The organism is Rhodopseudomonas sp. BAL398 (assembly GCF_033001325.1).
In the GTDB taxonomy this organism is placed as follows: domain Bacteria; phylum Pseudomonadota; class Alphaproteobacteria; order Rhizobiales; family Xanthobacteraceae; genus JARJEH01.
Genome location: NZ_CP133111.1, coordinates 87,494 through 113,369, shown reverse-complemented (window position 1 = coordinate 113,369; position 25,876 = coordinate 87,494). Strand labels below are relative to the sequence as shown.

Here is a 25,876-nt window from a genome sequence, read left to right as displayed (position 1 = left end):
ATGGCCCGTTCGACCATTGTGCTGCGCGGCCTGCGCCGCGAATTTGCCTCCGGCGACGCGACGGTGGTGGCGCTGCGCGACCTCGATCTGACGATCGAGCCCGGCGAGATGGTCGCCATCATGGGGGCGTCGGGGTCGGGCAAATCGACGCTGATGAACATCCTGGGCTGCCTCGACCGTCCAAGCTCGGGCAGCTATCAGATCGCCGGCCGCGAGACCTCCTCGCTCGACGCCGATCAATTGGCAGCGCTGCGGCGCGAACATTTCGGCTTCATCTTCCAGCGCTATCACCTGCTGCCGGAGCTGACGGCGCTCGGCAATGTCGAAATTCCGGCGATCTATGCGGGTCAGGCCAGCGAGCAGCGGCGCGATCGGGCAGCCCATCTGCTGGCGCGGCTCGGGATCACCGATCGCGCCAGCCATCGCCCGAACCAGCTGTCCGGCGGCCAGCAGCAGCGGGTGTCGATCGCGCGCGCATTGATGAACGGCGCCGACGTCATTCTGGCCGACGAGCCGACCGGCGCGCTCGACCGCCGCAGCGGCGACGAGGTGCTGCGCATTCTCGACGAGCTGCACGCCGACGGCAAGACGGTGATCATCGTGACCCACGACGCCGCGGTGGCGGCGCGCGCCAAGCGGGTGATCGAACTCAGCGACGGCGTGGTGATCAGCGACCGCGCGACATCGACCGACGCGCCCGCGCCCCGCAGCGCCGCCGCGCCAGCGCCGGCCCGAACGCGCCGGCCGTGGCAAAGCCGGCTCGACCGCATCGCCGAAGCCTTCCGCATGGCGATGCTGGCGATGGCAGCGCATCGGCTGCGCACCTTCCTGACCATGCTGGGCATCATCATCGGCATCGCCTCGGTGGTGTTCATCATCGCGGTGGGCGACGCTGCCAAACGCAAGGTGCTGACCGACATCTCCAGCCTCGGCACCAATACGATCGAGATCTTTCCCGGCAAGGATCTCGGCGACGTCCGCTCGTCCAAGATCAAGACGTTGGTGCTGGCCGATGCCAGAGCGCTGGCCCTGCAGCCCTATGTCGATGGCGTCACGCCCACGGTGTCGACCAGCACCACCTTGCGCCACGGGCCGCTGGAGGCCAATGCGCTGGTGAACGGCGTCGGCGCGCAGTATTTCGCCGTGAAGGGCACCAAGCTGTCGACGGGCCAGTTTTTCGACGAGACCGACCTGCGCGACATCAGCCAGGACGTGGTGATCGACGAAAAGACCCGCCAGACATTTTTCGCCGACGATCCCGACGGGCCGATCGGCAAGGTCATTCTGATCGGCCGGGTGCCGTGCCGGATCGTCGGCGTCACCCAGCAGCAGCAGGCCGGCTTCGGCTCCAGTCAGAACCTCTCGGTCTATCTGCCCTACACCACCGTGCAGGCGCGCTTTCTGGGCAACTCGACGCTGCGCAGCATCGTGGTGAAGGTCGACGACAAGGTGGCGACCAAAGCCGCGGAGCAGGACGTGACCCGGCTGCTCACGCTCAGGCACCGGCTGAAGGACTTTGTGATTCTCAACACCGACGACATTCGCAAGACCATCACCAGCACCACCGCGACGCTGACGCTGATGATCGCCGCGATCGCGGTGATCTCGCTGGTGGTCGGCGGCATCGGTGTGATGAATATCATGCTGGTGTCGGTCTCGGAACGGATCGGCGAGATCGGCGTGCGCATGGCGGTCGGCGCTCGGCGCAGCGACATCCTGCAGCAATTCCTGATCGAGGCGGTGATGGTCTGCCTGATCGGCGGCGGGCTCGGCGTCGGCATCGCGTTCAGCCTGGCTGCATTGTTCAATTTGCTGGTGCCGGCTTTTCCGCTCAGCCTGTCCGGCGGCTCGATCGCGGCCGCTTTCATCTGCTCGACCGGCATCGGCGTCGTGTTCGGATACCTGCCGGCGCGCCAGGCATCATTTCTGGATCCGCTGGCCGCATTGTCGCGAGACTAGTCGGGCACAACTGCTTCCATGCCGATTGACAAACTTAGCTGCGGAAGACACTGGGTGAGCGAGCACCCAAGTCCTGAAGCCGCTGGCATCAAGTTAGCGAATTCACCAGCTTCGGCAGATCAGCCAGGTTCTTGATACGGTAATCGGGTTCGAACCCAAGCTCATCCATCTGCATCCGGATCGCCCTGAACATTGTAAGCGGTGTCAAAACAGCAGTAGCGGTGCATGCCGACGCCATCGCCTCGGGCGTGACCCGCTCAATCCAGGCCACGTTCAAGCCAAAAGACTTGGCACCGCACGCGTCGAACGGATTTGACGACACGAACAAGACCTCCGCCGGGGAGATCCCAAGATTGGATTCGATCAGCGTGTAGGCGTCCGGGCTCGGCTTGAACACCTTCTTGGAATCGATGCTGATGGTGGCATCGAGTATCTGGTCCATGCCGGTGTTGCGCACCAGCGCATTGAGCATATCGGTGCTGCCGTTGGACAGAATGGCAAGTTTGCGGCCCTTCAATGCGATGAGTGCGGGCTTTGCGTCGGGATAGAGCTCGAGATAAACGTATTTTTCCATGATCCGCTCGAAGACGCCGGCGTCGTATTGCAGGCCGAGCAATTTCAGCGTGTAAGCGAGCGACTCGCGCGTGATGACCGAGAAATCCTCATAGCGGCGCATCAGCGTGCGCAGCCACGTATATTCCAATTGCTTCATGCGCCAGATCTGAGTGATGATTTCCCCATAGCCAGGGAACGCTTCGTCGATGATGGAAGCCACCGACTGGATATCGTAGAGGGTGCCATAGGCATCGAAAACAGCGGCTTTGATGGTCAAGGACAATACTCTTTATCTTGAAGTTGATGGAAGGAAAGCGGATGATCGCCACATCCGTAAATCCGGAACTCCCGCTTCCTGATCAAAAGCGGCAGATCAATTGAATTTACGCTGGAACATCATTAGCGCCTTCAACTCAAGGGAATCATGACGATCCGCCGATAGGCCGGCCTTTCTTGCATCCGTTCGTACCAACGCATGACATTCGGCATCTCCGGACGCTCAATGTCGAGGCTGTACCAGCGATGAACCGTCGCCGCCGCCGGAATGTCGCCCATCGTGAATGCATCGCCGGCCAGGAACGGCCGGTCGGACAGCCTTCTGTCGAGTGCGCGTAGCGCGGCCATCGAAAGCGCCTCCGCCCGCGAAATCGCGCCTGCATCGCGCAGCGCGACCGGAGTCCGGATCAGCGCGATGTACAGCGGCCGCAGCACGGCCCAGAAATGGGCTGTCTGCCAGTCCATCCATCTTTCCGCATCGAAGCGCGTCGCAATGTCGGCGGGGCAGAGTCCACCCATCGAATGCTTGTGCGAGAGATACCGGACGATGACGTTCGATTCCCAGAGCTGGACGTCTTCATCCTCGATGGTCGGGACCAGCCCGGTCGGATTCATCGCCGCATATTCCGGCGTGTCGTTCACGCCGAACTGCAGACCCGCGTCAATGCGCTCGTATTCCAGGCCGATCTCATGGCAGCACCACAGCACCTTCTGGACATTGATCGAACTGGTGCGGCCCCAGACCTTGAGCATCACAGCGCCGAATGGTCGCGGACCGCCGCGCCGAGAGCCGGCTTGAGATCCAGAAACCGCTTGTCCAGGGCCGCCGGATCGTCGCGGTTCAGCGCGATCATCTTGGCACGCGCCTCGCCGCCGCGGATGACCTCGAACGCATCGTCTTCGATGCCGGCGATGGTCGCTGCGGCCACGGCTTCCGCAGACTCTCGCGTGAACCCAAGTTCCGGTCCCGCCCGGTTCGAGCTCATCATCGGCGTCTCGGTTGCGCCGGGATATACGGTTATAACGTGCACCCCCTCGCCCTTGAGTTCGCGCCGAAGCGACTCACCGAACTTCGCCAGACCGGCTTTCACGCCCGCATAGGTGGAATAGAATGGCGCTGCCACGAGGGCGATGCCGGATGTGATGTTGACCACGACTGAATCCTTGCCCGCGCGCAATTCCGGTAACGCCGCGCGCGTCAGCATGATCGGTGCCACCAGGTCGACCTCGATCATACTCCTGATTTCCGCCTCGCTGGTGTCTTCGAGGCGACCGGCCCGGACGCCACCCGCGTTGTTGACCAGGACATCGAGGCCGCCCAGCTTGTCGATCGCGAACGCAAGCGTGTTCGCGCGGCCTTCTTCGGTCCCGATATCGGCAGCGATAGCTTCGACGGACCCGCCGCTCTTGCGTAGCGTCTCGGCGGCCGCCTTCAGGACGCCCGGCCTGCGGCCACTGATGACAACCTTAGCGCCCTTGGCCAACAATGCCTCTGCGATCGCCAAGCCGATTCCGCTGGAGCCCCCGGTGACGAGCGCCCGCTTTCCCGCGATTTTCATTTTCGAATTCCTTTGTCCTGCTGGGTGTTTCAGACGGCTGCCTTCGGAAAATTCGAAGGAAACAAGGCTCGCTTGGTCTCCTCATCCATCTCCTTCTTGAAGGCATGACCCTTCCCGACCGCCCGCGCCCTGGCGACGGCCGGGCGGGAATCGATCGCCTCGAACAGACGCTTGACGTTCGGAAATGCCGCAAGGGGGTCGCTCTCGCCGGGAAGCACGCGCCCGGCGCGGTCAAGCCAGCCCCAGGCAGAGATGTCGGCAATCGTAAATTCCTCGCCGACAATGAACTCGCGCCCGTCGAGATGCTTGTCCAGCACTTCGTAGTGACGCTCGACTTCACGACGGTAACGGTTGATCGCGTAGGCGAGCTTCTCCGGGGCGGCGTGCTGGAAGTGCACGGCCTGCCCCGAGAACGGTCCGATTCCGGTCGCGAGGAAGAACAGCCACGACAGCAATTCGGGCTTGTCGGCCGCGCTGCCCAACAGACGCCCGGTTTTTTCACCGAGATAGAGCAAGATCGCGCCCGAATCGAAGACGCGCGCCTCTTTGCCATCGGGTCCCTCGGTATCGATGATGGCCGGCACCTTGCCGTTCGGGTTTATGGCGCGAAATGACGGCGTGTGCTGCTCGCCCTTGCTGGTGTCCACCGGTACAATTTCATAAGGCAGACCGGTTTCTTCCAGCATCAGCGCGACTTTTGCGGGATTGGGTGTCGGATGGAAGTAGAATCGGATCATTGTGATCTCCTGTGCGATTAGTAACGCTCTGGTTTTTCCGGCGCGGCGGTGAGCATGACGCCGAACGCAATGCCGCAGATGGACGCCAACGCGATCAACGACGGAAATTCGTTGAGCACCGGAATCGCGAACAACACGACGGCGACCGGCACGAGGGCAACGATGGCAGAGGAAGCCCGTGGGCCCAGCGTCGCGACGGCGCGATTGAACGCGAGGACTGCCACCACACTCATCAGGAACCCTTGGTAGGTCGACTGAAACAACAATTCACCGGCCGAAGCACGGGACAGGTTGGACAGCCCGGCACCGAAGTAGATCGGCAGGTAGAGAACTGTGGACCAGAAGCAGATCAGAGCCGTCGCCTGGAGCGGTGATAATCCGCTCGCCTTCAGGCGCAGCGTGTAAAACCCCCACATCGCCGCCGCGACGATCAGCGAAAGAATGCCCATCGTGTTCATCTGCCCCTCTGCTGGTACGCTGCACCAGACGAGCAGGACGAGACCGGCCATGATGAGTGCGTAGCCGGATATCTCGATCCATCGGGGACACTGCCCGCGGCTTATCCAAACGAAAACCCCGGCAAATATCGGCATCAACGCAGGTGCGATGGAGGAGGCCAGGACCGCCGATGTCAGCCGCAGCCCGGTTCCGACGAAGAAGATGAAGGGTGCGCCCCACAACACCGCAAGTGGAATGCCCGTTGGCCATGCGCGCAGCGGTAACCGCGATGTTCCGATCAACAGGGTCGGCGTCAGAAAAAGTGCGCCCTCCCCGAAGCGAAGCGCAATCACATCCCACACCTGAAGATTTTGGCTGAGACCAAGCCTTGTGACGACGAACCAGCCCGAAAAGATCGCTACCGACAACGATGCCCACGCGAGCCCGCTGGGCGGGCTCGGCGTCTTCGCTCGGTCGGTCGTGTCCGGTAGGGCGATCTCGCCGGGGAGTGATATCATGACGGTAGCCGATTCCAGTTCCGGGCAGCGATCGTTTTAGATCACACGTTCTAGAATAGTTCAACAGCCTTGACGCTGTCCGGTGACTGCGTGTCAAAAATGTGGAGCCGTTGGAAGGCTGGCCCGGCGTCTATGGCGCTCCGGCAGGCACCGCGATAGAGGCTGGGCTCTCCCATCAGAGCCCCGGCGACGACCAGACATCCGTCGACCGCCTGTATTAGAGCCATCGATCCATAATTTTCCAGGTTTGCCGCCGAGACGCTGCAGCCTCGACGCGTAATATTGGCCTTCCCCATCCTGGCCAGCAGATGGTAATGAGTTCAATTGGAAACCTGAAATTCGAAATCGAGAGCAATGGCCAGACCGCGCGAATTCGATGAGAGGGCGGTGATCGACGCCGCGATGGAGCAGTTCTGGCTTCACGGCTATGAGGCGACCTCCGTTCGCGATCTGGCTGACCGCATGGGCATTGCCGGCGCCAGCCTTTACAATGCTTTCGGCGACAAGCGGACCCTCTACCGAAACGCTCTCAGCCGCTATCTGGAGCAGACATTCCGGGAGCGGATACGTCGGATCGAAAGCACGATGCCGGCCCACGAAGCCATTGTGGCGTTCTTTGGAGAAATCGTCGATCGGTCGGTCACGGACAAGCGCCGCAGGGGGTGCATGCTGGTGAATTCGACGCTGGAACACGTTCCCGAGGACCGAGATTTCCAGCAGATCGTCGCGACTTTTTTGGGTGACGTAGAGGCGTTCTTCCTCCGATGCCTCGCCTCGGGCCAACGCGATGGAACGGTGTCGGCATCTCAATCGGCGGAAGATCTCGCGCGGATGCTGCTCGGTCAGTTGCTGGGCATTCGCGTGCTCGCCAGGATAAAACCTGATCGGGATCTTTTCGAGGGGATGTTACGCCCGATCTTTGCCTTGGTTTTCGTTGAAAACGCTCGACCTAGCAAAAAGAAATCGAACTAGGACCGACGCCGTCGCGTCAAGGTCATTGCGAGAGTGAATGTCAATCGGCGTTCGCGTTTGACCCGCACAGCTATGCCGCGGCCACTTCGCGCTTGAACCGGCGCCTTTTTCGAAGCACCCGAATACTTTCAAAAATTGAACGGCTTATTCCGATAGAGGAACGGAAGACCCTGCCGAGCAGTGCTCGCGCAACGCATCGATAAACGCCCGCACCCGGGCTGGCATGTGCGCGCGGGTTGGGAAAACGGCCCATATCCCGACTTCCCGGGGTTCGACGTCAGAAAGGGCGATCCGCTGCAATTCCCCGCGCGCGACCTGCTCGTGCACGTCCCAGTAGGTCAACATGGCGATGCCGACGCCAGCAATGCAGGCCGCTCGCACCGCGTCGACGGTGCTGGCCGAGAAGGGACCACCAATCCGAACTCGGTGCATCTCGCCGCCCCGCGTGAATGGCCAAGTGTCCATCGCATGAAGCTTGATGCAGGGATGGCTCACCAGGTCTTCGGTCGTGACGGGTTGCCCGAAGCGAGCGACGTAGCCCGGCGATGCGATCAGGGTAAACGGATTGTCGGCCACCCTTGTGGCGATCATGTCCGACGGCTTCATCTCCGCCACGCGAACCGCCACATCCAACCCTGCCGTCGCAATATCGATGACACTGTCGCTCAGGGTCAGATCGACGCGTAGCGCCGGGTTGTCGGCGATCAACGTGGCCACCACAGGGACCACGACGGAATGGCCGATGACGTTCGGCGCTGTCATCTTCAATACGCCCGAGAGCCCGGAACCACCGGAGGAAACCGAGTCGAACGCCGAATCGCGCGCTTCCATGAGGGTCACCGCGTGAGGCAAGAAGGCCTCTCCCTCGGGAGTCAATGACAGCGACCGCGTGGTGCGGTGGAACAGCCGCGCGCCCAGCTCGGCTTCGAGGCCTGCCAGCCTGCGGCTGACCAACATCGGCGTCGTGCCCATCTGACGCGCCGCGGCCGACAGGCTGCCGACCGCCGCAATGGCGCGGAACAGAGCTACATCTGCGAGATCCATATTTTAACGCTAAGCGATATAGTGCTTATCGTCCACTCCGTCTTCTGCGTCCCGCCCGCGCCGGCTAAATCGACGTCCAACAAGCGGATGATCCTTCGCTTTTCGCTGATGGCGCCGCTCAACTGGTTTTGGAGGTCGGGACAATGGACATGGACACGAGCGCGCTTTTCGCACCGATCGTTATAAACGGCCATACCGTAAAGAACCGTCTTTCGGTGGCGCCGATGACGCGGATCACGGCGACCGGGGACGGCCGTGCGACCGAGACGATGACCCGCTATTACGAGCGCTTTGCGCGAGGTGGCTTCGGCACGGTCATCACTGAAGGGATTTACACCGATCAGGCGTTCTCGCAGGGCTACGTCAACCAGCCCGGCATGACCGACGACGCGCAGGCGACGGCCTGGAAGCCGGCCGTCAGCGGCATCAAGGCGCACGGCGCGTTCGCCATCGCCCAGATGTTGCACGCCGGCGCGCTCGGCCAGGGCAATCGCTTTCGCGACACCACGGTGGGGCCTTCTCCGGTCCAGCCGAAGGGGGAGCAGATGACGTTCTACCACGGTAAGGGCCGCTACGCTCTGCCGGGCGCGATGACGGAGTCGCAGATCGCCGATGCCATCAACGGCTTTGCCGAGTCGGCGGCACGCGCCATCGCGGTCGCCGGGTTTGACGCCATCGAAATCCATGGCGCCAACGGTTACTTGCTCGACCAGTTTCTGACTGACTACGCCAACACCAGAAAGGATCGGTGGGGCGGCGCCACGGCGAACCGCATGCGGTTGATCGTTGAGACCTTCAAGGCGGTGCGCGCGAAGGTCGGCGCCAAGACGCCGGTCGGCGTCCGCATCTCGCAAGGCAAGGTGAACGACTATCATCACAAATGGGCCGATGCGGAGCACGATGCCGAAGTCATTTTTGGCGGCCTCGCCGATGCCGGCGCCGACTTCATTCATGTGACCGAGTTCGAGGCATGGCAGCCCGCTTTCGCCGACGGCGGTCCGTCGCTGATGAACCTCGCCAAGCGCCACGCCCCCAGGGCGGCGATTTTCGCCAATGGCAGCCTGCACAACATCGAGCGAGCCGTCGCCGCGCTCGACGACGGCGCCGATATCGTCACCATCGGCCGCGGGGCGCTGGCGAATCCCGACTTTCCCCGGCGTTTGTCTGAGCACCTCATCCTACGAGATTTCGATCCGGCGATCCTAGGGCCTATCGCGAACGTCAAGGAATCCGAGCTCGCGATGTGACACCGACCCGATTGCCGCAGTTCGCCATTCGCGGATCCGAGGTCGTCCGGTGGTTCGACATCGCCAAGGAGGGAGCTCGTCGAGAGGGCGGAAGAGTTGTTCTCCGTATCCAAGATGCATCGCTTGACGGTGGTTGCCCGGAAGGAATGCCGGGCATCGGCTCTTCGTTGCCACAGCAAAGATGATCGCGGGCGGTTGGTGCGACGCAGACGCCAGCCGCCCAACTCCTGATGCTTGCGCGGCGGCGGGACGTGGGACGGACATGCGTGACACCATGCGAGCCGCGGCCGCGCTGGACAACGGCGCCGACATCGTCACCATCGGTCGCGGAGCGCTGGCGAATCCCGACCTTCTCCGGGGTCTGTCTGAGCCCCTCGTCCTCAGAGCCTTCGATCCGACGATCCTAGGGTCGATCGCCAATATCAAGGAAGCCGAGCTGGCGATGTGACGCCAAAACGATTGCCGCGGCTGGAGACTTGAGCCGAAGCGTAGAGCACCTAATATTTCACGCATGTGCAGCAGGCACACCAATGGGAGCAATGACCGCGATGAATAGCGTCACGATATTCTGGATGCAGCTATTTACCAGCATCGCCGTCTTCAGCCTCGTCGCGGCGTGGTACGTCTGGCCATCACTGACCAAACTTCCTCGCAATGCTGCTCTCATTCCACCGCTCTTTGTGCATGTACCTCGCTATGTGGGAATGACTTTATTAGTTCCGGGCATGGTCGATCCGAAACTGCCCGCGGAATTCCTTTCCAGTGCCGCCTACGGCGATCTCTTGGAAGCGGCCCTGGCCCTCGCTTCCATCATTGCTCTGCGGAGCAACTGGCGCTTTGCCGTTCCTCTGGTATGGGTGGCCAACACCTGGGGATTCCTCGACCTGCTGAACGGCGTGCGCGGCGTCCTGCAACTGAACGTGCCAAGCTTCAACCTGGCCACCCTTTGGTACGTCTATACATTCTATGCCCCCCTCGTCGTTGTTTCGCATCTGATGATCTTCCGGATTTTGCTCAGCAAGTCCTGGAAGAAATAGGTTCTCAGGGAGAAACCGCCTTCAGGATTTGGTCGATCGTCCGCCCGTTTTCGGACGTGGGGAGACGGTTTGTCTGGACCGTGCTTGCGATGGTCGAACTCCATCCATGAAGGTCGCGACGGCCTGGGCCACGGAGGCGTCGATCTCATTCTCGTCCATGGGCGGCCGCAGCCCGAGGATCACGTTCAGATGGCGGTCGTCGCGGACCATGCCGACGAACTGCTCGGCCGCGAGCACCGGATCGGCAACCAGAATGCGTCCCTCATCCCGATAGAAGGTCAGCGCTTCGGCGAGATGGGCCGTCGCCCGCCCCGGCCCGTGCTCGAAGAAAATTCGGGCTATCTCGGGAAAGCGGCGGCTGTCGGCGACGACTGCGCGATACAGATTTAGCGCAGTGGCCGACATGATGATCTGTAAGTAGCGGCGCCCGACTTCGGCGAGAGTGCTCGCCGGATCATCCATTGCGAGGCGTGCCGGCGCGAGCGGCTCCAGCACCTCGGCCGACAGCTCTTCGATCAGGGTGATGAAGAGTTCCTGCTTGTTGCGGAAGTAATTGTAGACGGTTTGCTTGGACCCGCCGACCCGCTCGCAGATCGTTGCCATGCTGGCGGCTTCGTAGCCGACCGCGAAGAAGATTTCAGCGGCCGCCCGTAAGATCGCGGCGCGTCGTTCCTGCTTAAACGCGGGCAACAGGTCCTTGGAAGAGGAAGCCACCTTCATCACGCACGAATCCCCATTTGGTTCGATGTTGGAGCCGGGTTCAGAGACCCGGACGCCTGCACAGAACACCGTCGCCTGCTGGCGAGCAACTTAGCGCATCCTTGAGACCTGAACGACCAATCCCGAGCAACACCACCCCTCATCTGAACTTCCCTCGCAGGCATCCCTCGTATCCCTTGCCAAATATTGGACCGTACTGTACGGTCCAATAAATTGAATGGCAAGGAGGCAATCCATGCGCCACCCCAGAGAGCTTTTGAGCGTTCCCAGCCAGTCTCCGAATCTCGCTGCGGAAGCGCCCGGTGAACAGACCACATCCGAGCATGTCGCCCGGCTTAGCCCTGCCGGGCGAAGCGGCAGCGCCATCGGTCGTGGTGCCCGACGCGCCCTGATCGTCGGCGTCCTTGCCCTTGGCGGAGCCGGCCTTGCCGCCGCTTACGCCTGGTATTCGGCGCGCGCGTCGGTCGAGCAATCCGAAAATGCTTATGTGCGCGCCGAGATCACAACGATCAGCCCGAAGGTGCAGGGCTACGTGTCGGCGCTGCCGATCGCCGACAACGAAGCGGTCACGGCAGGACAGGTCCTCGTCCGCATCGATGACGCGGATTTCCGCGCGAGGCTTTCTCAAGCAGAGGCAAATGTTGCCGCCGCCCAGGCAGGAATCGAGGCGCAGCAGGCCGCCATCACGACTCTGGACAGCCAAACCGCCCAGCAGCGCAACATGATCGCCCAAGCCGATGCCGCGGTGATGAGCGCCGAGGCCGAGGTCGAGCGAGCCCAGCTCGACTACACGCGCTACGAAACGCTGCTCAAGCTGTCTGCCGCGCCGCGCCAACGGTTGGAGGCGGCAAGGGCCGACCTTCGCAAAGCCACAGCGGCTCTGGCAGGCGCAAGAGCGGCCGCCGCGGCGGAACGAGGCAAGCTCGACGTGCTGGCGAGCAACCGGAAACAGGCGGAAGCCGGCCTGCAGCAGGCGCGCGCCAGCCTGGAGCAGGCCGACGCCAGCCAAGCACTTGCTCGAATAGATTTGGCGAACACCGTCCTCCGGGCTCCTGTCGATGGCGTGGTAGGCGCGCGATCGGTCCGTTTGGGGGCTCTGGTGCAACCCGGAACGCCGCTCCTGTCGATCGTCCCGCTGGATCGGGTTTGGGTCGTGGCGAACTTCAAGGAAACGCAGATCGCTCGGATGCGTCCTGGCCAGGCCGTCATCGTTCGAGCGGATTCCTTTCCAGGCGTTGCCGTCCGAGGGCACATCGACAGTTTCTCCCCGGCCAGTGGCGCACAGTTCGCTCTGCTGCCGCCCGATAACGCCACAGGCAATTTCGTCAAGGTCGTGCAGCGCATCCCCGTGAAAATCGCGGTTGATGCTGGTGGCGCCCTACAAGGGCGCCTGCGGGCCGGCATGTCAGCCTCTGTCGATATCGACGTCGGCAGCATTCGTCCCGACGCGGCTTCCGCGGCGGTTGCGGAAGCAGGCCGGCCATGACCGCTACGAACTCGATCGTCCTTCCTGCTGGTGGCGCACTCGACGGAGTGTCGATACAGAGACCATCAGGACGCGCCACAGCCGTCATCGCGGTCGGGGCGCTTACGGCAGCAGCTGTGATGGATGGCCTGAACGCGATCATCTTCGACATCGCCGGTGACCACATGGCCGGCACCATATCGGCGAGTCCGGACGAAGCGGCCTGGCTCAATCTTGCCTACTTCATGGCGAAGGTCTGCGGGCTACCCGTCACCGCGCTGCTTCTCACCTGGCTCGGCACCCGCCGGCTGCTCCAATCGGCGATCGTTTTGGTCATTATCGCCTCGGTCGGCTGCTGGCTCGGCCGGGATCTTACGGTCCTCGTGCTGTGTCGAGCGCTCCAAGGGCTAGGCGGAGCCGCCATCATCGCCGGCGGGCAAAGCTGGCTGTTCGGCCAGTTCGCTCACCGACGCCAGGGGCTGATTCAGGCCATTTTTGCTCTCGGCGCGATCATGGTGCCGACCACGGCCGCTCCGGCGATCGCCGGCGTCATCGTGGACGCAGACTCATGGAACGCTGTCCTGCTGCTCAATGTCCCGATCGGCGTTGCGGTGCTCGCCGTCCTGCCGCTGATCACACCACCCCGCGTCCCTTGCGCCGTCAAACCGGATTGGTTCGGGCTCGCACTGATCTGCCTCGGGCTGCCATCCTTGGTGTACGTGTTGGTCGAAGGGAGTAGGTGGGACTGGTTCGAGGACAGCAAGATCGTCTGGCTCAGTTTGATCGCCGCGGCCACTCTCATCGGCTTCATCATCTGGCAGCGCAGCGCCAGGAATACCTCGCCGCTGATCGACCTCCGGATTTTCAGGCACGAGGAATTCGCGTTCGGCTTCGCCGTTAGCTTCGTCGCGGGATTTGCGCTGTTCGGCAGCGCATTCCTCATCCCGGCCTTCGCGCTCGAAGTGCTGCAATTTCCGGCCCGCGACGCCGGCTTGGTGCTGCTACCGAGCGCCCTCACCGTCGGCTTAGGACTTCTCACCAGCGGTTCCGTGATCCAATTCCTCCGCGCGCCTCCTGTCGCGATCGTTCCGTTTGGCATCGCCATTTTCATGACGGCGATGTGGCTGCTGTCGGGTTCGAACGCAGAAAGCGGCTACCCCGACCTCGTCCCCACGCTGGTGCTGCGGGGGTTCGGTATGGGTCTGCTGTTCATCGCCATCACCATCATCTGCCTGGGCGAACTTACAGGCGCCGAAATTCCGCACGGCGTTGGGTTGTTCAATCTTGGGCGACAGATGGGTGGGCTGATCGGTGTTGCCTTCCTGGCAACCTTCCTCGATCACCATATGGCCCTCAGCCGCATGGTGATTGTATCGAATCTCGGTCAGGGAAGCCCGGTCGTCACCCGGGCTCTAAAAGGGATGGAGCAGGGGTTCGCAAGTGGCGGAATGGCCCCCGAGCAGGCGACGTCAGCCGCTCTCGCTGCGCTGAATCGCATGGTGACGGGCCAAGCCGCTGCGATCTCGTTCAACGAGGCATTCCTGTCGGTTGCCCTGCTCTTCGTCGTCGCAGTCCCCTGCCTCCTCGTGGTGAAGGCTAGTCTGGTGCTCCTCGGGCACAGACGGAGAGAAAAGACGTCCGAGCATAATTTCGGACATGATGCCGAGCGCCATTGCCGTCCAGGTTAAATGTATTGGCCAGCCGTCCGGGACGGTCAATTGCACGATGCGGCTCATAAGGAGCAGTCCCGTCGCCGCAAAATACGTGCCGAAGCCCTGGACTAGCAATCTCGCCGCAGCGGGACGCAAAAGCCATTGCGCGGGAAAGGCAGAGGGGCCGCCAGGCAGATGAAGTTTGAACTCATCAGTGAAGAGTTCGATCGCGGTGTCGTTCAATGGCAGGATGCCGGGCCACTTCAAGATTCCTGAATTCCAGAATGGCACCGCCAAGGCAAAGCGGCAACCGCCTGCAATGTTTCCCTTTGATCAGTCTGCTCAGGAATGCGGCGACGCCGGGCGGCAACTGCCGGACCGCGACGTCGATCTCCCTCCGGGTGATAAGCGTGTCCGCGGCGGCGCTCGATCGAAACGGCGTGACCGGGCGGCCGACGCGGTTCGCGGCGAAAATGGCGAAAGCCAGATAGCGAGATCGCACGATGCGGGTCGCAGGATGCGGCACGAATGCCAGGCTACCAAGCCTGTTGGGCGGCACGGCGGCAAGCTCGTCGGCCGACATGGGCGGGCATCTGCCGCATGATAGGCACCGAGCCGGCCTCGCTCGATCCGAGCCGCATCGGCGAGCCGGGGCATGTCCTGTGCGTGTTCAAAGCTTTGGACGAAGGCTGGGAAGTCACGGCCGTATTCGAACAGTAGAGGCGATTTCGGCGGCGTTGCACGGACATGAAGGCGAGCCGTGGCGCGGAAGAATCCGAAGCCGGTGATCCGCTGGCCAACCGGATAGATCGCGGCGAGCGCATCGATCAGGCCGACCGTGACGCCTCAATGCCCATCCAGGCCGGGAGCCGGTGACGGCTCCGATCGTTGAATGGGATGCCGATGTCGTGAACCAGGCGGCCCGACGGCTGTCCGGCGATCAGGATTGTGGATCAGTACTCAAGTGAGCCCCCTGCAGATCCCGGGCATACATCGTTGATTTCCTTAATGAGGATCGTATTCGGCAGAACTGTCCGACGACGCTCTGACTGCGTGCCAATTCGAGAAACTCGATCGCAATCCGCCGAATTGAACCTGCTACTCCTGTTTCAGCAGACGGCTCTGACGGCCGTCGAGTGTAACAAAGCGGCCTCCTCTTGCGAACATGGATCGAACTCAACACGGGAGAATCACCATGCTATCGCGTTTGCTCACGTCACTGGGCCTCATTGCGGGCCTCTACCCCTTCTCTGGATTTGCCGCAGAACGGCCCGTCGTCGTCGAATTGTACACCTCGCAAGGTTGCTCATCTTGCCCGCCGGCGAACGCTTACCTCAATGAGCTGTCCAGGGATCGCCGAGACGTCTTGCCGCTTGCCTTCCACGTCACCTATTGGGATCGATTGGGATGGAAGGATCCCTATTCGCTGCAGGCCGCCACGGATCGACAGGAGCGATATGGCCATCGCTTCGGCGACGGATCTTATACGCCGGAGATCGTTGTCGATGGCGCCGCCGGGCTGGTTGGCTCACATCGCGGTGATGTTGGATCAGCGATCGAAAAGGCCAAACACGAAAGTCGAACCGCCACGTCAGTAAGCGTCACGAAGACCGGGGGGGACCAGGTTTCAATCCAGGTCGGCTCCGGCTCTGGTGCCGGGAAGGTCCTTCTGATCGGCTTTGATCACGACCATACGACAGCGATCGGCCGGGGAGAAAACAGCGGCAGAACGTTGCGGGAGTCGAATATCGTCAGATCGGTTCGATCGGTCGGCCAATGGTCGGGCGCGCCGCTGCAGATCAAAGAGCGATTTCCCGAAGGGCAGGACGTCGCCGTGGTGCTCGAAGCGCCCGATGGCCAGATCATCGGAGCTTCCCGATTGGCGGGCGGCTCAAGCTAAACGTTAGAGACGTCGTACGAGCTGGCCGGCTCGACCGCAGACGCGAAGTACGTCTGCTGGTGCCGGCCGGCCGTCATTCGATGACATGTTGTGATATCTAGACGGCACTGGACGCCTCATGGCCCTCGCTCGCCTGACCACCCTCCTTGTACTGACGACCGGATTGTTCCTGTCGAACGGAAGCGCCGAAGCAGCTGCCACCGATTGGGTGGGGGACAGCCGGGCGGCGGTGCGCCTGATCACAGCGACGGATAGTATCGGTGCTCATTCTACGCTCAAGGCGGGGTTGGAGTTTCGGTTTGCCAAGGGATGGCATGGTTATTGGCGGACTCCAGGGGACGCGGGTATCCCACCAACGGTTGATTGGTCTGCTTCAGAAAATGTTTCAGGCGAGGAAGTCTCCTGGCCCGCTCCACATCGTCTCGTCATTGAGGGCTTGCAGAACAGCGTCTACGAAAACCACGTGGTTCTTCCGGTCAAATTGGTTCTGAAGCAAGCCGACACGGCGGCCCGGATCAGAGCGTCGATCACATATGCCGCCTGCTCGGATGTCTGCGTGCCGCTGCAGGCTGAGCTCGCTCTTGCGTTGCGAACCGGAGCCGAGGGCGAGTCAGCTCAGTCCGGGTTGATCAGTTCGGCTCAAAAGCAAGTACCAGGTTCGCCGGATTCCGCCGGTGTCGATGTCAATGGCACGCGTTTCGTGGGCTCGCCATCAGAACCCACTCTCGTGGTCGATCTCAAGAGCAGGTCCGTAGGTTTTGTCGAGCCCGATCTGTTTGTCGAGGGCGCCGGGAATGGAATTCCGCCGGCACCGAAAGTGGAACTGCGGGACGCCGGCAAGACCGCCAGTCTGACCGTTCGGCTTGCAGCGTTGCCGCCGGCTGACCGTCCCTTGACATTGACGCTGATCGACGAAAATCGCGCCGCTGAATTCAAGGTGCCGGCCGGCCAAGCACCGCCCGACTCCGAGAATAGCTCGCTGTTCTTCGCCGCGCTGCTTTCGGCTTTGCTCGGAGGACTGATCCTCAATCTCATGCCTTGCGTCCTCCCGGTGCTTTCAATCAAGCTCTTTGCATTTACGCGCGAGGCCGGCGGCGGTTTGCGGGACATTCGTTTGAGCTCGGTCGCAACGGCTTCCGGCATCACCTTCAGCTTCATGCTGCTGGCCGCCGCCTTGGTCGGATTGAAATGGTCGGGCGCCACGCTTGGCTGGGGCATCCAGTTTCAGCAGCCTTGGTTCCTGGCCGGAATGGCGATGCTAACGGTCTTGTTCGCGGCGAGCTTCTTTGATTGGCTTCCGATCGGCCTGCCGAGCTCGATTGCGAACGTTGCCTCCAAACGGTCCGGCGGCCCCATGATCGAGGCCTTCCTCACAGGTGTATTCGCAACCCTATTGGCCACGCCCTGCTCCGCACCATTCGTCGGCACCGCCGTGGGCTTTGCATTGGCGCGCGGGCCATTTGAGATCTTTGCAATCTTCCTGTGCCTCGGCGTCGGAATGGCCGCGCCCTATTGGCTGGCCGCATTGTTTCCCGGGTCCGTTCGGTGGCTTCCGCGTCCCGGCCCGTGGATGCTCGTGGTGCGCAAATTCCTCGGCATCCTGTTGCTCGGGACGGCCGTTTGGCTGATCGACGTGCTGTGGAGCACGGCAGGCGCGTGGACGGCGGGCGTCACGGCCGCGCTGGTGGCGTGCTTGCTCGGTTATCGCGCTCTGATCAGTGCTCCGGTGGGAGGCCAAATCGCCGCCCTCGCATCGCGCCGATCCGGGTTTATCACCGCCGGCCTGGTGGTCGTGCCCCTCATCGTCAGTTTGTCCGCAGCTACGCCGGTCTCGCAATCGGCGGCTGGGCAGGAATGGCAGGCTTTTGATTTGGATGCGCTGCCCGGACTGATCGCCGGCGGCAACACCGTATTGGTGGACGTCACCGCCACATGGTGCCTGACTTGCAAGGTCAACGACGTGAGAGTGCTGGAGACCGCGGAGGTTCGCGCGCGGCTGCAGCAGTCGCACGTCATCAGAATGCGCGCCGACTGGAGCCGGCCAAATCCTACCATCGCCGATTATCTTCATCGCTTCGCACGATACGGCATTCCTTTCAACGCGGTCTACGGACCACAACGCCCGGACGGCGAAGCCCTTCCCGAGCTGCTCACCACCAGCGCGCTCTTGCAGGCGATCGACCAAGCTTCAGACGGTGACCACATTCGCAAATCTGCGAATTCCGGCTCCTGATCACCGGCGATGGCGGTGAAGGGCGACGTCTTCAAAAGCGATCGTCTCCAGTGCGCCCTGACGTGGCGACCTGCTAAGGCTGTGGGTTCCTGGGGTTGCGTTCGTGGACGGCCGCCTGGCGCTCCAAGCGGCCAATGAACTACTTCCGGATTTTGAGTGCGACCACCCGAGCGATGCCATATCCCACATTGCCGGAAGGTTGCGGCGGCTCACCGGCGCTGATGGTCGAGATGGAATGCGAGCGGTCACCCTGATCTCGAAGTCGAAGCCCGCAAGCCAGTTGCCTCCAATAGATAGCTAGGCTTGTCTACGGAAATGCGGCGATGTCGTCGCCCGTGACTTCAAACATGGGTTGAAACCAGGGAGACCTTCTGACTCGGTCAATTTGAGATGCGCGTACGTTGAATACACGAGCCGTGACCTGAAGGGAGTTGCGGCGCTCGTCATCCACTTGCGATCACGATTGAGTCATCGCGCCCCGTCCGCCCTCGCCGATTTTACGCTGCGACTTTCTGCCTTCCGATTCCACGGCGCTTCCACGAGTGGAATTTCCAGTCAAATTGAGAACAACAAAAAGCCCTCGAAAACGAAGCGTTTTCAAGGGCTTGAAGCTTGGTTGCGGGGACTCGCAACCACCGATACCGACATTCGCTCAAAGTGGCCGTCTGATGCGCAAAGTCGGATTTGTTAGCCTCCGAAACTGCGCTCCACAAATGGGGCTTCACCGTTCGTGCGAAGCTCGAAATCCTGTCGGTGAAGACGGCCACGGAACGGTGACTCTTCTCTGTTCGACTCAGCCAATACGTAACCAGCAGCGTCTATCCAACATATCCTTTCATCTCTGAGGATTGGGACAACGCGATAACGGCCACGCTCACCTGTTGTGCCAGTCAACTCCGCCGGGACTCTGTTTCCGCGACCTGCCGCGCGTTCCGGCTGGGGCAGGCTGCGTTCCCAGGCAAGGAAGAGCTGCGGATCGATAAAATCCTCGCCGTCGAGATCGTCATATTCTGCATCCAGCCAGGTTTCATATTCCTCCCGCCGAGCGGTAGCCGCTTCCCTGGTCTGCGCCAAGCCTTGCGAGAGAGCGAAGGCGACGAACGGGTCGAGTGTTCCCCACCGCAGCAATTCCCGCGCCCAAAAGCCAAACCACGGCAGTCCTGTCGTTTCACGCCAAGCATCCAGAGAGGGTACAGTCAGCGGATCACCGGCACCGTCCGACCAAGCCCGTGCCACTACGGCGCCTACTGCTACGCCTAACCGAAATTCAATGTTATCAGCGACAAAGCGCTGCCATGCACGCAGTCGGCTCGGATCGGGACTGGCTGCCTCCGGTGCCAGAACCCACCATCCCAGCACGCCTTGCCAGTTTTCGAGGAGCGTCCGATCGGTTTCGGTGGCTCGAACACGAAAGCCGTACCCACGATCGGCGGCAATGAGTTCGCCAAGCGCGACGAAGACGGCAAGACGGTCTTCAGCGGTTGCGCTGCCATAGTCCTGCGCCGCCTCGATCACGGCCCTCATATCCGGTGCGATTGCTTCAAACCGCCGCCCGACATACGGCGTGAAACCATATTGGTATAACCGGCTGCGTTCCTCGGCATCGGGATAAATGTCGTCGATGATGGCGCGTCCACGGCGTACGAATGCACGCTCCAGCCATTCTTCCTGGGCTGCTGCGTAAGCGGAGAAGGTCCTGCGCCAAAGCTGCATCAATGCGTCTTCGGCTGCCGCTCCTTCCAGCCCTTCTGCCCGCAGGCGCTCGATTTCTTCGATGGCGCTCAGGAGTATCCCGTCGAGTTCATCCACGCTATCGGCGAGCCGGCTTTCTTCGGAGGTTTCGGCACGGCCCGCCTCATCGCTGATATCCGGAGGGATTGCGGCTTCAAGCCATTCCAGAAAGGCGTCGCCCTGCAATCCAAGCAAGTCCCGCACGCGATCTGCAATGCTCTGCAGCAGCAATGCCAGCGGGCTATCGACTTCGGCCTGCTCAAGTTCTTCCGCGAGGAGCCTGCGCCTGAGCGCGTCGTAATCATCGCGAAGGGCGCGAATCTGGCGGCGCTGCAAGGGAATCTGTTTAGGCGCAGTCGATGCAGGCCGCCTGGGTATGGCAACCAGTGTGATGCCTTCCATACCATTGCTCGCGCCCGGCCGTCCGGCCCTGCCCGACAGATTGCGGAATTCAGCCGCGGACATCGGCGTTTCAACGGGGGTGTTGTTCACCGGATCGTATGTCCGGCGTTTCAACGCCGTGAGAAAGATGATGTCGAATGGAAGATTGACGCCTTCTGTCAAAGTTGCGGTGGCCACCGTGATCGGGCAAATTCCCCGGTCGATGAGGTCGGTCATAAGCCTTCTGAGGCGCTGTGGCATCTGCCCGTGGTTAGTAGCAATGCCCTGGTCGAGCAGTGCGAGCTCGTAGGAATCCTCACCGCAATAGTCTATGCAGGCCGCTCTTGTCTCATCAAAACGGGCGCGTCCCTCGTCGTCCTCGGGAGGTTCAAAGGTCAGCGCGTCCTGCCAGCTTTCGAGTTCCAAAGCATCCTTGTACCACCCCATGGTCTTTTCTGGCTGCTGGGCAACCGAAATGAGGATGCGACGGTCATCGTCGATGAGATGCAGCGCAGTCCACAGAACGTCCAGTTCATTGAATCGATAAATGCTGTGGCGCATCGCCGCCGATAGGTCAGGCATCGGCGGCGTGCCGAGGCGCAGATAAACGGGTTCGTCGCGTCCACGCACAAACAACGGCCGCCCGTTCATTAGTTCAAGCAGCATCCGGCCGGAACTGCCATATGCCGTCTCGAAAACGCCGACAATCTGCCTTGTGCTCCGGTAGCGCGTTCCGACTGCCTGCGCATCCTCACGACCCTCGATCCAGCGTGCAACCGGAGACGCGGCTCCGCCAGCCACGGCTGTCAGCGCAATCCTGACTATATCCGGAGATTGAGCCAGCAGGCGTGACACAAATCCTTCAAGCCGAATTGAGCGGTTGGAATGTTCTGCGAAATCCGCTTGCGTCCGTTCATTATCCTCGGGAACGACCTGATGGGCTTCATCGACGATTAAGAGCCGCAGGCGGCGCAACAATAGCGGGCCGAGATAGCGCATTAGGGCATCGGCCTTCTCGACCGTCGCTATGAGGACAGTTGGCCTGTCTGCATCAAGCCAATAGTCGGTCACCCCCCAATCCGAACCGCCATAGAGGCCTGTCACGATGAGGTCGCGGCCAAGTTCCCCCGTCAGCTTTGCCTCCACTTCGCCTGCCAGCGCTCTTGAGGGAACCAGATACAAGGCGAGCGGCGCGGGATCTTGCTCTTCCCGCAGAAGCAGCTCCTTGACGAGCGCGAGATTGGCAACCAGCGTCTTCCCGGAGCCGGTGGGCGTGCATAAGGCAAATGATGATTCTTCGAGAAGCCGCGCTATGCCGTGCCGCTGCGAGGTCCAGAGAATGCCGCGCTTGCGGCTGAACTGGGTTCGGGCAAAGGCCTCAAGGCGTGACGCACGTTCAGGATTAAGAGCGCCAAGTGCGCGAACCGGCGTATAGATGCTTGCGTCCCGATATGTAATCGCAACCTGATACAAGAGCGCCACAAGGGCAGACGCATCGTCACCCAGGGTGCGCACGGCCATCTTGTCGAGTGCGGATAGCTTGGCGAGCGCGCGGTCAAGGCGCTGATCATCACCGCGGCGCAAGGCGTCAGCAATGGCGCCGAGCGCACGGATCAGTTCGACCGTGAAATACCAGCTAACCTTGTCCTCACCGTCATCACCGAGCAGGCGTCCGGGGGCCTCCCGGTCGGTGATGTCCAGATGATCACGCCAGAACGCGGTAACGGTGCGGATTACGCCATCAAAGTCGGCGCGCAGGAACCGTGCATAGAGTCGCCTTCCGGCGCTGTCGAGGCGCACCTGCCCAAGCAGCGCAGCCGACATCGCCGGCAAGCCGCCAAGTTGGTATGATGCTGCCGCCAACAATTCCAGCGGCACAAATGTTTCCAGATCGTCGTTGGCGCGTGTGAGCCATTCCAATAGCTCGCCAGCGCGGCGATAACACAGGATTGCATTCGCGGAAGCTTCGCCTTCGACCTTGCGGAAGATGGCGGCGGCATCGAGCAGGCGCCGCGCATCATAGAGTTGACTTCGGGATTCCGCAGTGCCCCATTGAATGATCGGCACTTCCCATGCGGTCTGCAATCCTCGCACGAACGATCGCGCCTGAATGGGTGTTAGCGTGTCCTCCGGCGCGACCTCGCGTCGAAGCTGTTCAGCGATTTCCAGCCGATCCTGGTCCAGTTCAGGCATCACCGCCTCCATCAGACCAAAGGCTCTCATAGAGAGAGCCGATCAATTCCTCGCCGTCTTCGAGGATGACTTCCACAAGTTGCAGATCGTGTCCTGCGGTATAGTCGTCGGGCATTTCCTTGAATGGCAGAAGGCAGTTCATTTTTTCGCGCGTGGCAGCGCCGTTGCCGACGATGATGATAAGGTCGGTCCTGGGAAGCGGCTCGGGGTCATTTACGACCAAAGCCCGTTCCATCGACAGTATTGCCGCATCGTAGCCGTCGGGGTCGTGCTCCTGCAAAAGCCTCATAAGTTGGCGTACGCCTATTGGGACAGGCGGATCATTATTCACGTCGTTCCAGACGCCCTTCCCGGAGTGGATTTTCGCGCCGCCGGCAGGATTGGCAACCTTCTTGCCGTACATAACTGCGTCAACCGCCGACTGGGTCAGCGTCTTCCGCCATTTGGCCTCACCCGCGATGAACCTGACAACGGCGCCATCCTCGTCCAGGAGCAAGCCAATGAAATCAGAACCAAGGCGTCCGATCGTCTGCCGCTTTCTTTCCGGATTGCGGGCCAGCGCGAAGAGGTAGTTCCGCGCATCCTCGTGATAGCGGAACAGAAAAATCGGCACGCACCAGTCATGCGCGCCAACCAGTTCATAGCCCTCGGTGACAAGCCCGGCCATCACTTCACCAAACAGACCTTTCCGCGTCGTGCTGGGAAGACAGCCGGGGTACTCTATGGGCCTTTCGTCGCCATCACCGGCGTCCGGGTGAAGGTCAATACCGATATCAGCATGGAAAACCTGCCGCGCATCAAGGTGGGCTGATTCAAAATAGGGACGTAGAGCCTGGCATATCGCTTCACGGTCGATCTCCTTCTGCAAAAGCAGCAGGTGGCCGAACTTGCCGTTGGTTGAAGGGTGGTCCTCCAACCATTCTTCAAGAGCGTCATGCGGTGGTGAACAAGTGTGCATCCCTCCCCCAGCCGAACGATACGCACAGCAATGCTCGCTTGATTATCGATCCTGTTGAGATCGTCAATGCTCACTGCCCATTTACTGCCCTCCTGCACTCCCGACCCGAAGGCGCTTTCCCCGTTATTGGTTTCCTAGTCGCTTGTGGGTGAGCGCACGCAACTCCAAGACCGCATCCAATGCACTCGGCGCCCACCGATCGAACTCTATTTTGCTGCGCGTACCCTCCTCGAAACCCTCATTGTCGCGGGCGAGCCGCCTTAGAACACGAACGAAGCCATTGAGAGTTGCGTCTTCGTCAACGACCTCAAGGTACGAAGCCAAAAGCTTGAGGCCTTCGATCGCGAGCGGGAGACCGTCTGGATTGTACTCCGTTGCGGTCGCCTCGAGGTCGGCGAGCGTGCGTTCCCATCCGCGTACCGCATCCCGCTGGGCACCCTCGCGGACACTGCCTTGCACCAATGCGTTCGCCAGCAAATGAAGTCGCTCGGGTGCCTGATCCAGCCACCGATCGATAATCGGCATGGCAACCTGCGTGGGCGAACGTGAGTGTGTACGGGCATCGGCAGTAATCGTGGTGATCCGGCCTGGCAGAAATCCAAGCGCCATGCAGATCTCCCACTGAAGGTGACGCATCTCGGCAATATTGATCGGCCACCACCGAGCAAATTCCTGCGCGCGATAAAACGCGATGACATCTACTGCGCGTTGCGCTCCCCCTAACTCTCGGCGTTTGAATTCCACCAAGCAGAATGACGCGAACTCCTCGTCCACACCATCCGCCGTGAAGTCCCGAAATGGATCGATCAGCACCGCGAGCGCACGCGTGCTCGCCTTCGTCTTGAGCAGCTTGATGACCCGCTCTACCTGGTTGATCTTGCCACCGAAGCGGCGGAGCCGGGTTCCATGCACGAACGGCATGCGGTGTTCGAGGCCAGAGCGCTCAAGCTGCCACCACGAAACAAGCTCCTTCAGCCACCGTCGACGCTCGGCCTCATCCATCGGCTCCGGTAGAGGGTAATTTGACGGGAGGGGCAATTCTCCGGCTGTACCCGTTGGCAAGTCAAGGTGGACGACCAATGTGCCGTTCGCGGCGTCCCTTTCGGCCGCTTCGCAAACCCGATCATAGACCTCATCTAGATCACTCCCCTGAACGACCGTCGGTGCGCCTGGGACAACGTCTGTCGACCAAATCCTGCGAATGATGGATGGCGGGTCACGAGGGTCCACACCGCCGCGCGGAACAGGCACGGGCTCGATAGCAATCGCCGGGCCATTGGGCATGCCCGTAATCGTAATGAGACGTGCAGCATCTAGTTCCCTGCCGGGCTCAAACGTTGCGCCTGAAATCACGAGAGTGCGGTGGTCCTTATCGCCATCTTCGTCATAGATATGTTCGAACTGAGCTGCCTGCTCGTGCTTGTGGCCATGCACGACGACCGCGAATCCACGGTCGCGCAGAAAGCTACGAACTTGCTCCAAATTCGAAACATCCGCAAACGGCTTCAACTCCTCTCGCAAGCTCGGCGCTCGGAGATGATGGTGAAGCAACGCGATCCTGAGCTGTCGTCCAGCGGCAGGTTGCGAGGTGCTTTCGACCAATCCACGTAGAATCTCTAGCTGCGCTCCCGATACACGGGCCATGTCATAATGCGCCAGCTCGTCTAGCTGGGCGCGAAGCTTCGCCTCTTTTGAGGCATCCCCATTAGCAGCAAATTTTGGTAGATCTTCCCATGCGCTCGCGAGCGGCTCAGGTAACGTGCGAGTTACATGCGACCAGTTGCTGGTGTTGATCGGAAACACAGCCCAAAGGCTGTCGCCGCTGACTAGTCGGTGGGGGCCACCGTCGCTCGTGGACACATCAACGCCATCAAGCCACGGCGTGACGCATCCTGCCTTTCGCCAAACATCCGTAAAGGCCTCATACCGAACGCTTGAACCTGGTGGGCTTGCGCGCGGCACATCATGATTGCCCGGAACAGCAACGATGTTTCCAGTCGTCACGCCCAAGGGTCCGAAATAGCGAAGAACAAGATCGAGTAGAAGCTGGTGTCCACCTGGCTTCCCCCGATCCTGCGCATCCCCAGAAAACAAAACCCCATCCAAGGACCGACCGCTGTGGGTCAGCCGTTCAGCTAGCCGGCTGAGCGTTAACTCAAGTGCCTGTTCGCGTGTTTCCTGCTCAATGCCAGGAATGGTGACCTTATGGTCATCGCGCTCGAACGCTACGCCAGCCGCCGCAAGATGGGCATCGGTCAAATGGAGAAATGTCGCTGAACTGGACATGGTGGCCTATAGTGT

General features: G+C 61.3%; 19 protein-coding genes and 2 pseudogenes. 9 read left to right on the top strand and 12 right to left on the bottom strand.

The annotated features are described in order from the left end of the window. Window positions 1-1,959 (top strand): MacB family efflux pump subunit, encoded by a 1,959-nt coding sequence (locus tag RBJ75_RS00535; RefSeq protein WP_044415190.1) that lies wholly within the window; start codon window positions 1-3, stop codon window positions 1,957-1,959. A gap of 88 nt (window positions 1,960-2,047) precedes the next feature. Here RBJ75_RS00535 and RBJ75_RS00530 read toward each other — a convergent pair whose 3' ends face one another. From RBJ75_RS00530 to RBJ75_RS00510, 5 genes are all read right to left on the bottom strand, one after another. Further along, the gene (locus RBJ75_RS00530; RefSeq protein WP_044415196.1) at window positions 2,048-2,791 is read right to left on the bottom strand and encodes a haloacid dehalogenase type II; all 744 of its coding nucleotides are present in this window, start codon (window positions 2,789-2,791) and stop codon (window positions 2,048-2,050) included. Window positions 2,792-2,922: 131 nt separating this feature from the next. Further along, on the bottom strand, window positions 2,923-3,543 hold the full coding sequence (locus tag RBJ75_RS00525) for a glutathione S-transferase family protein (protein WP_044415188.1): 621 nt from the start codon (window positions 3,541-3,543) through the stop codon (window positions 2,923-2,925). Next, entirely contained in the window at window positions 3,543-4,349 is an 807-nt protein-coding gene (locus tag RBJ75_RS00520; RefSeq protein ID WP_044415186.1) for an SDR family NAD(P)-dependent oxidoreductase, read from the bottom strand. The genes RBJ75_RS00525 and RBJ75_RS00520 overlap by 1 nt, the downstream gene beginning before the upstream one ends. A 29-nt stretch (window positions 4,350-4,378) precedes the next feature. Next, window positions 4,379-5,086 (bottom strand): glutathione S-transferase family protein, encoded by a 708-nt coding sequence (locus tag RBJ75_RS00515; protein ID WP_044415184.1) that lies wholly within the window; start codon window positions 5,084-5,086, stop codon window positions 4,379-4,381. Window positions 5,087-5,103: 17 nt separating this feature from the next. Continuing rightward, window positions 5,104-6,042, bottom strand: a complete 939-nt coding sequence (locus tag RBJ75_RS00510; protein WP_080901155.1) for a DMT family transporter — start codon at window positions 6,040-6,042, stop codon at window positions 5,104-5,106. Between the two features lie 387 nt (window positions 6,043-6,429). Between RBJ75_RS00510 and RBJ75_RS00505 the strand changes: the two genes are divergently transcribed. Next, a complete protein-coding gene (locus RBJ75_RS00505) occupies window positions 6,430-7,014 on the top strand; it encodes a TetR/AcrR family transcriptional regulator (RefSeq protein WP_317528574.1) in 585 nt (194 codons plus the stop codon). 144 nt (window positions 7,015-7,158) lie between these two features. On the opposite strand, the gene RBJ75_RS00500 is transcribed toward RBJ75_RS00505, so the two are convergent. Beyond that, window positions 7,159-8,058 carry a LysR family transcriptional regulator gene (locus RBJ75_RS00500; protein ID WP_044415178.1) on the bottom strand — a complete coding sequence of 300 codons (900 nt, stop codon included), beginning with the start codon at window positions 8,056-8,058 and terminating at the stop codon, window positions 7,159-7,161. Between the two features lie 143 nt (window positions 8,059-8,201). Between RBJ75_RS00500 and RBJ75_RS00495 the strand changes: the two genes are divergently transcribed. The 3 genes from RBJ75_RS00495 to RBJ75_RS00485 all read left to right on the top strand — a co-directional run bounded on the left by RBJ75_RS00495 (window position 8,202) and on the right by RBJ75_RS00485 (window position 10,342). Further along, window positions 8,202-9,305 carry an NADH:flavin oxidoreductase gene (locus RBJ75_RS00495; RefSeq protein WP_044415176.1) on the top strand — a complete coding sequence of 368 codons (1,104 nt, stop codon included), beginning with the start codon at window positions 8,202-8,204 and terminating at the stop codon, window positions 9,303-9,305. 262 nt (window positions 9,306-9,567) lie between these two features. Beyond that, on the top strand, window positions 9,568-9,753 hold the full coding sequence (locus tag RBJ75_RS00490; protein WP_276156985.1) for a hypothetical protein: 186 nt from the start codon (window positions 9,568-9,570) through the stop codon (window positions 9,751-9,753). A gap of 100 nt (window positions 9,754-9,853) precedes the next feature. Then, a complete protein-coding gene (locus RBJ75_RS00485; protein ID WP_044418964.1) occupies window positions 9,854-10,342 on the top strand; it encodes a hypothetical protein in 489 nt (162 codons plus the stop codon). Between the two features lie 21 nt (window positions 10,343-10,363). Here RBJ75_RS00485 and RBJ75_RS00480 read toward each other — a convergent pair whose 3' ends face one another. Beyond that, window positions 10,364-11,062 carry a TetR/AcrR family transcriptional regulator gene (locus tag RBJ75_RS00480; RefSeq protein ID WP_044418962.1) on the bottom strand — a complete coding sequence of 233 codons (699 nt, stop codon included), beginning with the start codon at window positions 11,060-11,062 and terminating at the stop codon, window positions 10,364-10,366. A 235-nt stretch (window positions 11,063-11,297) separates the two neighbouring features. On the opposite strand from RBJ75_RS00480, the gene RBJ75_RS00475 reads away from it, so the two are divergent. Both RBJ75_RS00475 and RBJ75_RS00470 read left to right on the top strand, forming a co-directional pair. Beyond that, window positions 11,298-12,548 (top strand): HlyD family secretion protein, encoded by a 1,251-nt coding sequence (locus RBJ75_RS00475; RefSeq protein WP_276156984.1) that lies wholly within the window; start codon window positions 11,298-11,300, stop codon window positions 12,546-12,548. After that, window positions 12,545-14,215: a DHA2 family efflux MFS transporter permease subunit gene (locus RBJ75_RS00470; protein ID WP_080900976.1), complete on the top strand. Its 1,671-nt coding sequence runs from the start codon at window positions 12,545-12,547 to the stop codon at window positions 14,213-14,215. The genes RBJ75_RS00475 and RBJ75_RS00470 overlap by 4 nt, the downstream gene beginning before the upstream one ends. Here RBJ75_RS00470 and RBJ75_RS00465 read toward each other — a convergent pair. After that, a pseudogene (locus tag RBJ75_RS00465) lies at window positions 14,180-14,485 on the bottom strand (hypothetical protein); the annotation flags it as partial. The gene RBJ75_RS00470 and the pseudogene RBJ75_RS00465 overlap by 36 nt on opposite strands. A gap of 16 nt (window positions 14,486-14,501) precedes the next feature. Then, window positions 14,502-15,022, bottom strand: a pseudogene (locus RBJ75_RS00460) (DNA-binding domain-containing protein); the annotation flags it as partial. Window positions 15,023-15,374: 352 nt separating this feature from the next. Here RBJ75_RS00460 and RBJ75_RS00455 point away from each other — a divergent pair. Next, window positions 15,375-16,079 (top strand): DUF1223 domain-containing protein, encoded by a 705-nt coding sequence (locus RBJ75_RS00455; protein ID WP_044409296.1) that lies wholly within the window; start codon window positions 15,375-15,377, stop codon window positions 16,077-16,079. A 118-nt stretch (window positions 16,080-16,197) separates the two neighbouring features. Continuing rightward, entirely contained in the window at window positions 16,198-18,312 is a 2,115-nt protein-coding gene (locus RBJ75_RS00450; RefSeq protein WP_044409295.1) for a protein-disulfide reductase DsbD family protein, read from the top strand. Between the two features lie 687 nt (window positions 18,313-18,999). On the opposite strand, the gene RBJ75_RS00445 is transcribed toward RBJ75_RS00450, so the two are convergent. From RBJ75_RS00445 to RBJ75_RS00435, 3 genes are all read right to left on the bottom strand, one after another. Beyond that, a complete protein-coding gene (locus RBJ75_RS00445) occupies window positions 19,000-22,617 on the bottom strand; it encodes a DEAD/DEAH box helicase (RefSeq protein ID WP_044409298.1) in 3,618 nt (1,205 codons plus the stop codon). Next, the gene (locus RBJ75_RS00440; RefSeq protein WP_234707377.1) at window positions 22,610-23,533 is read right to left on the bottom strand and encodes an aminotransferase; all 924 of its coding nucleotides are present in this window, start codon (window positions 23,531-23,533) and stop codon (window positions 22,610-22,612) included. The genes RBJ75_RS00445 and RBJ75_RS00440 overlap by 8 nt, the downstream gene beginning before the upstream one ends. 165 nt (window positions 23,534-23,698) lie before the next feature. Continuing rightward, a complete protein-coding gene (locus RBJ75_RS00435) occupies window positions 23,699-25,834 on the bottom strand; it encodes a metallophosphoesterase (RefSeq protein WP_276156983.1) in 2,136 nt (711 codons plus the stop codon). Between the last annotated feature and the right edge of the window lie 42 nt (window positions 25,835-25,876).

Coding starts and splice junctions, on each gene's coding strand:
- RBJ75_RS00470 (WP_080900976.1), top strand. CDS start 12,545: ATGACCGCTACGAACTCGATCGTCCTTCCTGCTGGTGGCGCACTCGAC.
- RBJ75_RS00490 (WP_276156985.1), top strand. CDS start 9,568: ATGCGTGACACCATGCGAGCCGCGGCCGCGCTGGACAACGGCGCCGAC.
- RBJ75_RS00525 (WP_044415188.1), bottom strand. CDS start 3,543: ATGCTCAAGGTCTGGGGCCGCACCAGTTCGATCAATGTCCAGAAGGTG.
- RBJ75_RS00500 (WP_044415178.1), bottom strand. CDS start 8,058: ATGGATCTCGCAGATGTAGCTCTGTTCCGCGCCATTGCGGCGGTCGGC.
- RBJ75_RS00520 (WP_044415186.1), bottom strand. CDS start 4,349: ATGAAAATCGCGGGAAAGCGGGCGCTCGTCACCGGGGGCTCCAGCGGA.
- RBJ75_RS00450 (WP_044409295.1), top strand. CDS start 16,198: ATGGCCCTCGCTCGCCTGACCACCCTCCTTGTACTGACGACCGGATTG.
- RBJ75_RS00445 (WP_044409298.1), bottom strand. CDS start 22,617: ATGCCTGAACTGGACCAGGATCGGCTGGAAATCGCTGAACAGCTTCGA.
- RBJ75_RS00480 (WP_044418962.1), bottom strand. CDS start 11,062: ATGAAGGTGGCTTCCTCTTCCAAGGACCTGTTGCCCGCGTTTAAGCAG.
- RBJ75_RS00535 (WP_044415190.1), top strand. CDS start 1: ATGGCCCGTTCGACCATTGTGCTGCGCGGCCTGCGCCGCGAATTTGCC.
- RBJ75_RS00495 (WP_044415176.1), top strand. CDS start 8,202: ATGGACATGGACACGAGCGCGCTTTTCGCACCGATCGTTATAAACGGC.
- RBJ75_RS00515 (WP_044415184.1), bottom strand. CDS start 5,086: ATGATCCGATTCTACTTCCATCCGACACCCAATCCCGCAAAAGTCGCG.
- RBJ75_RS00485 (WP_044418964.1), top strand. CDS start 9,854: ATGAATAGCGTCACGATATTCTGGATGCAGCTATTTACCAGCATCGCC.
- RBJ75_RS00475 (WP_276156984.1), top strand. CDS start 11,298: ATGCGCCACCCCAGAGAGCTTTTGAGCGTTCCCAGCCAGTCTCCGAAT.
- RBJ75_RS00510 (WP_080901155.1), bottom strand. CDS start 6,042: ATGATATCACTCCCCGGCGAGATCGCCCTACCGGACACGACCGACCGA.
- RBJ75_RS00455 (WP_044409296.1), top strand. CDS start 15,375: ATGCTATCGCGTTTGCTCACGTCACTGGGCCTCATTGCGGGCCTCTAC.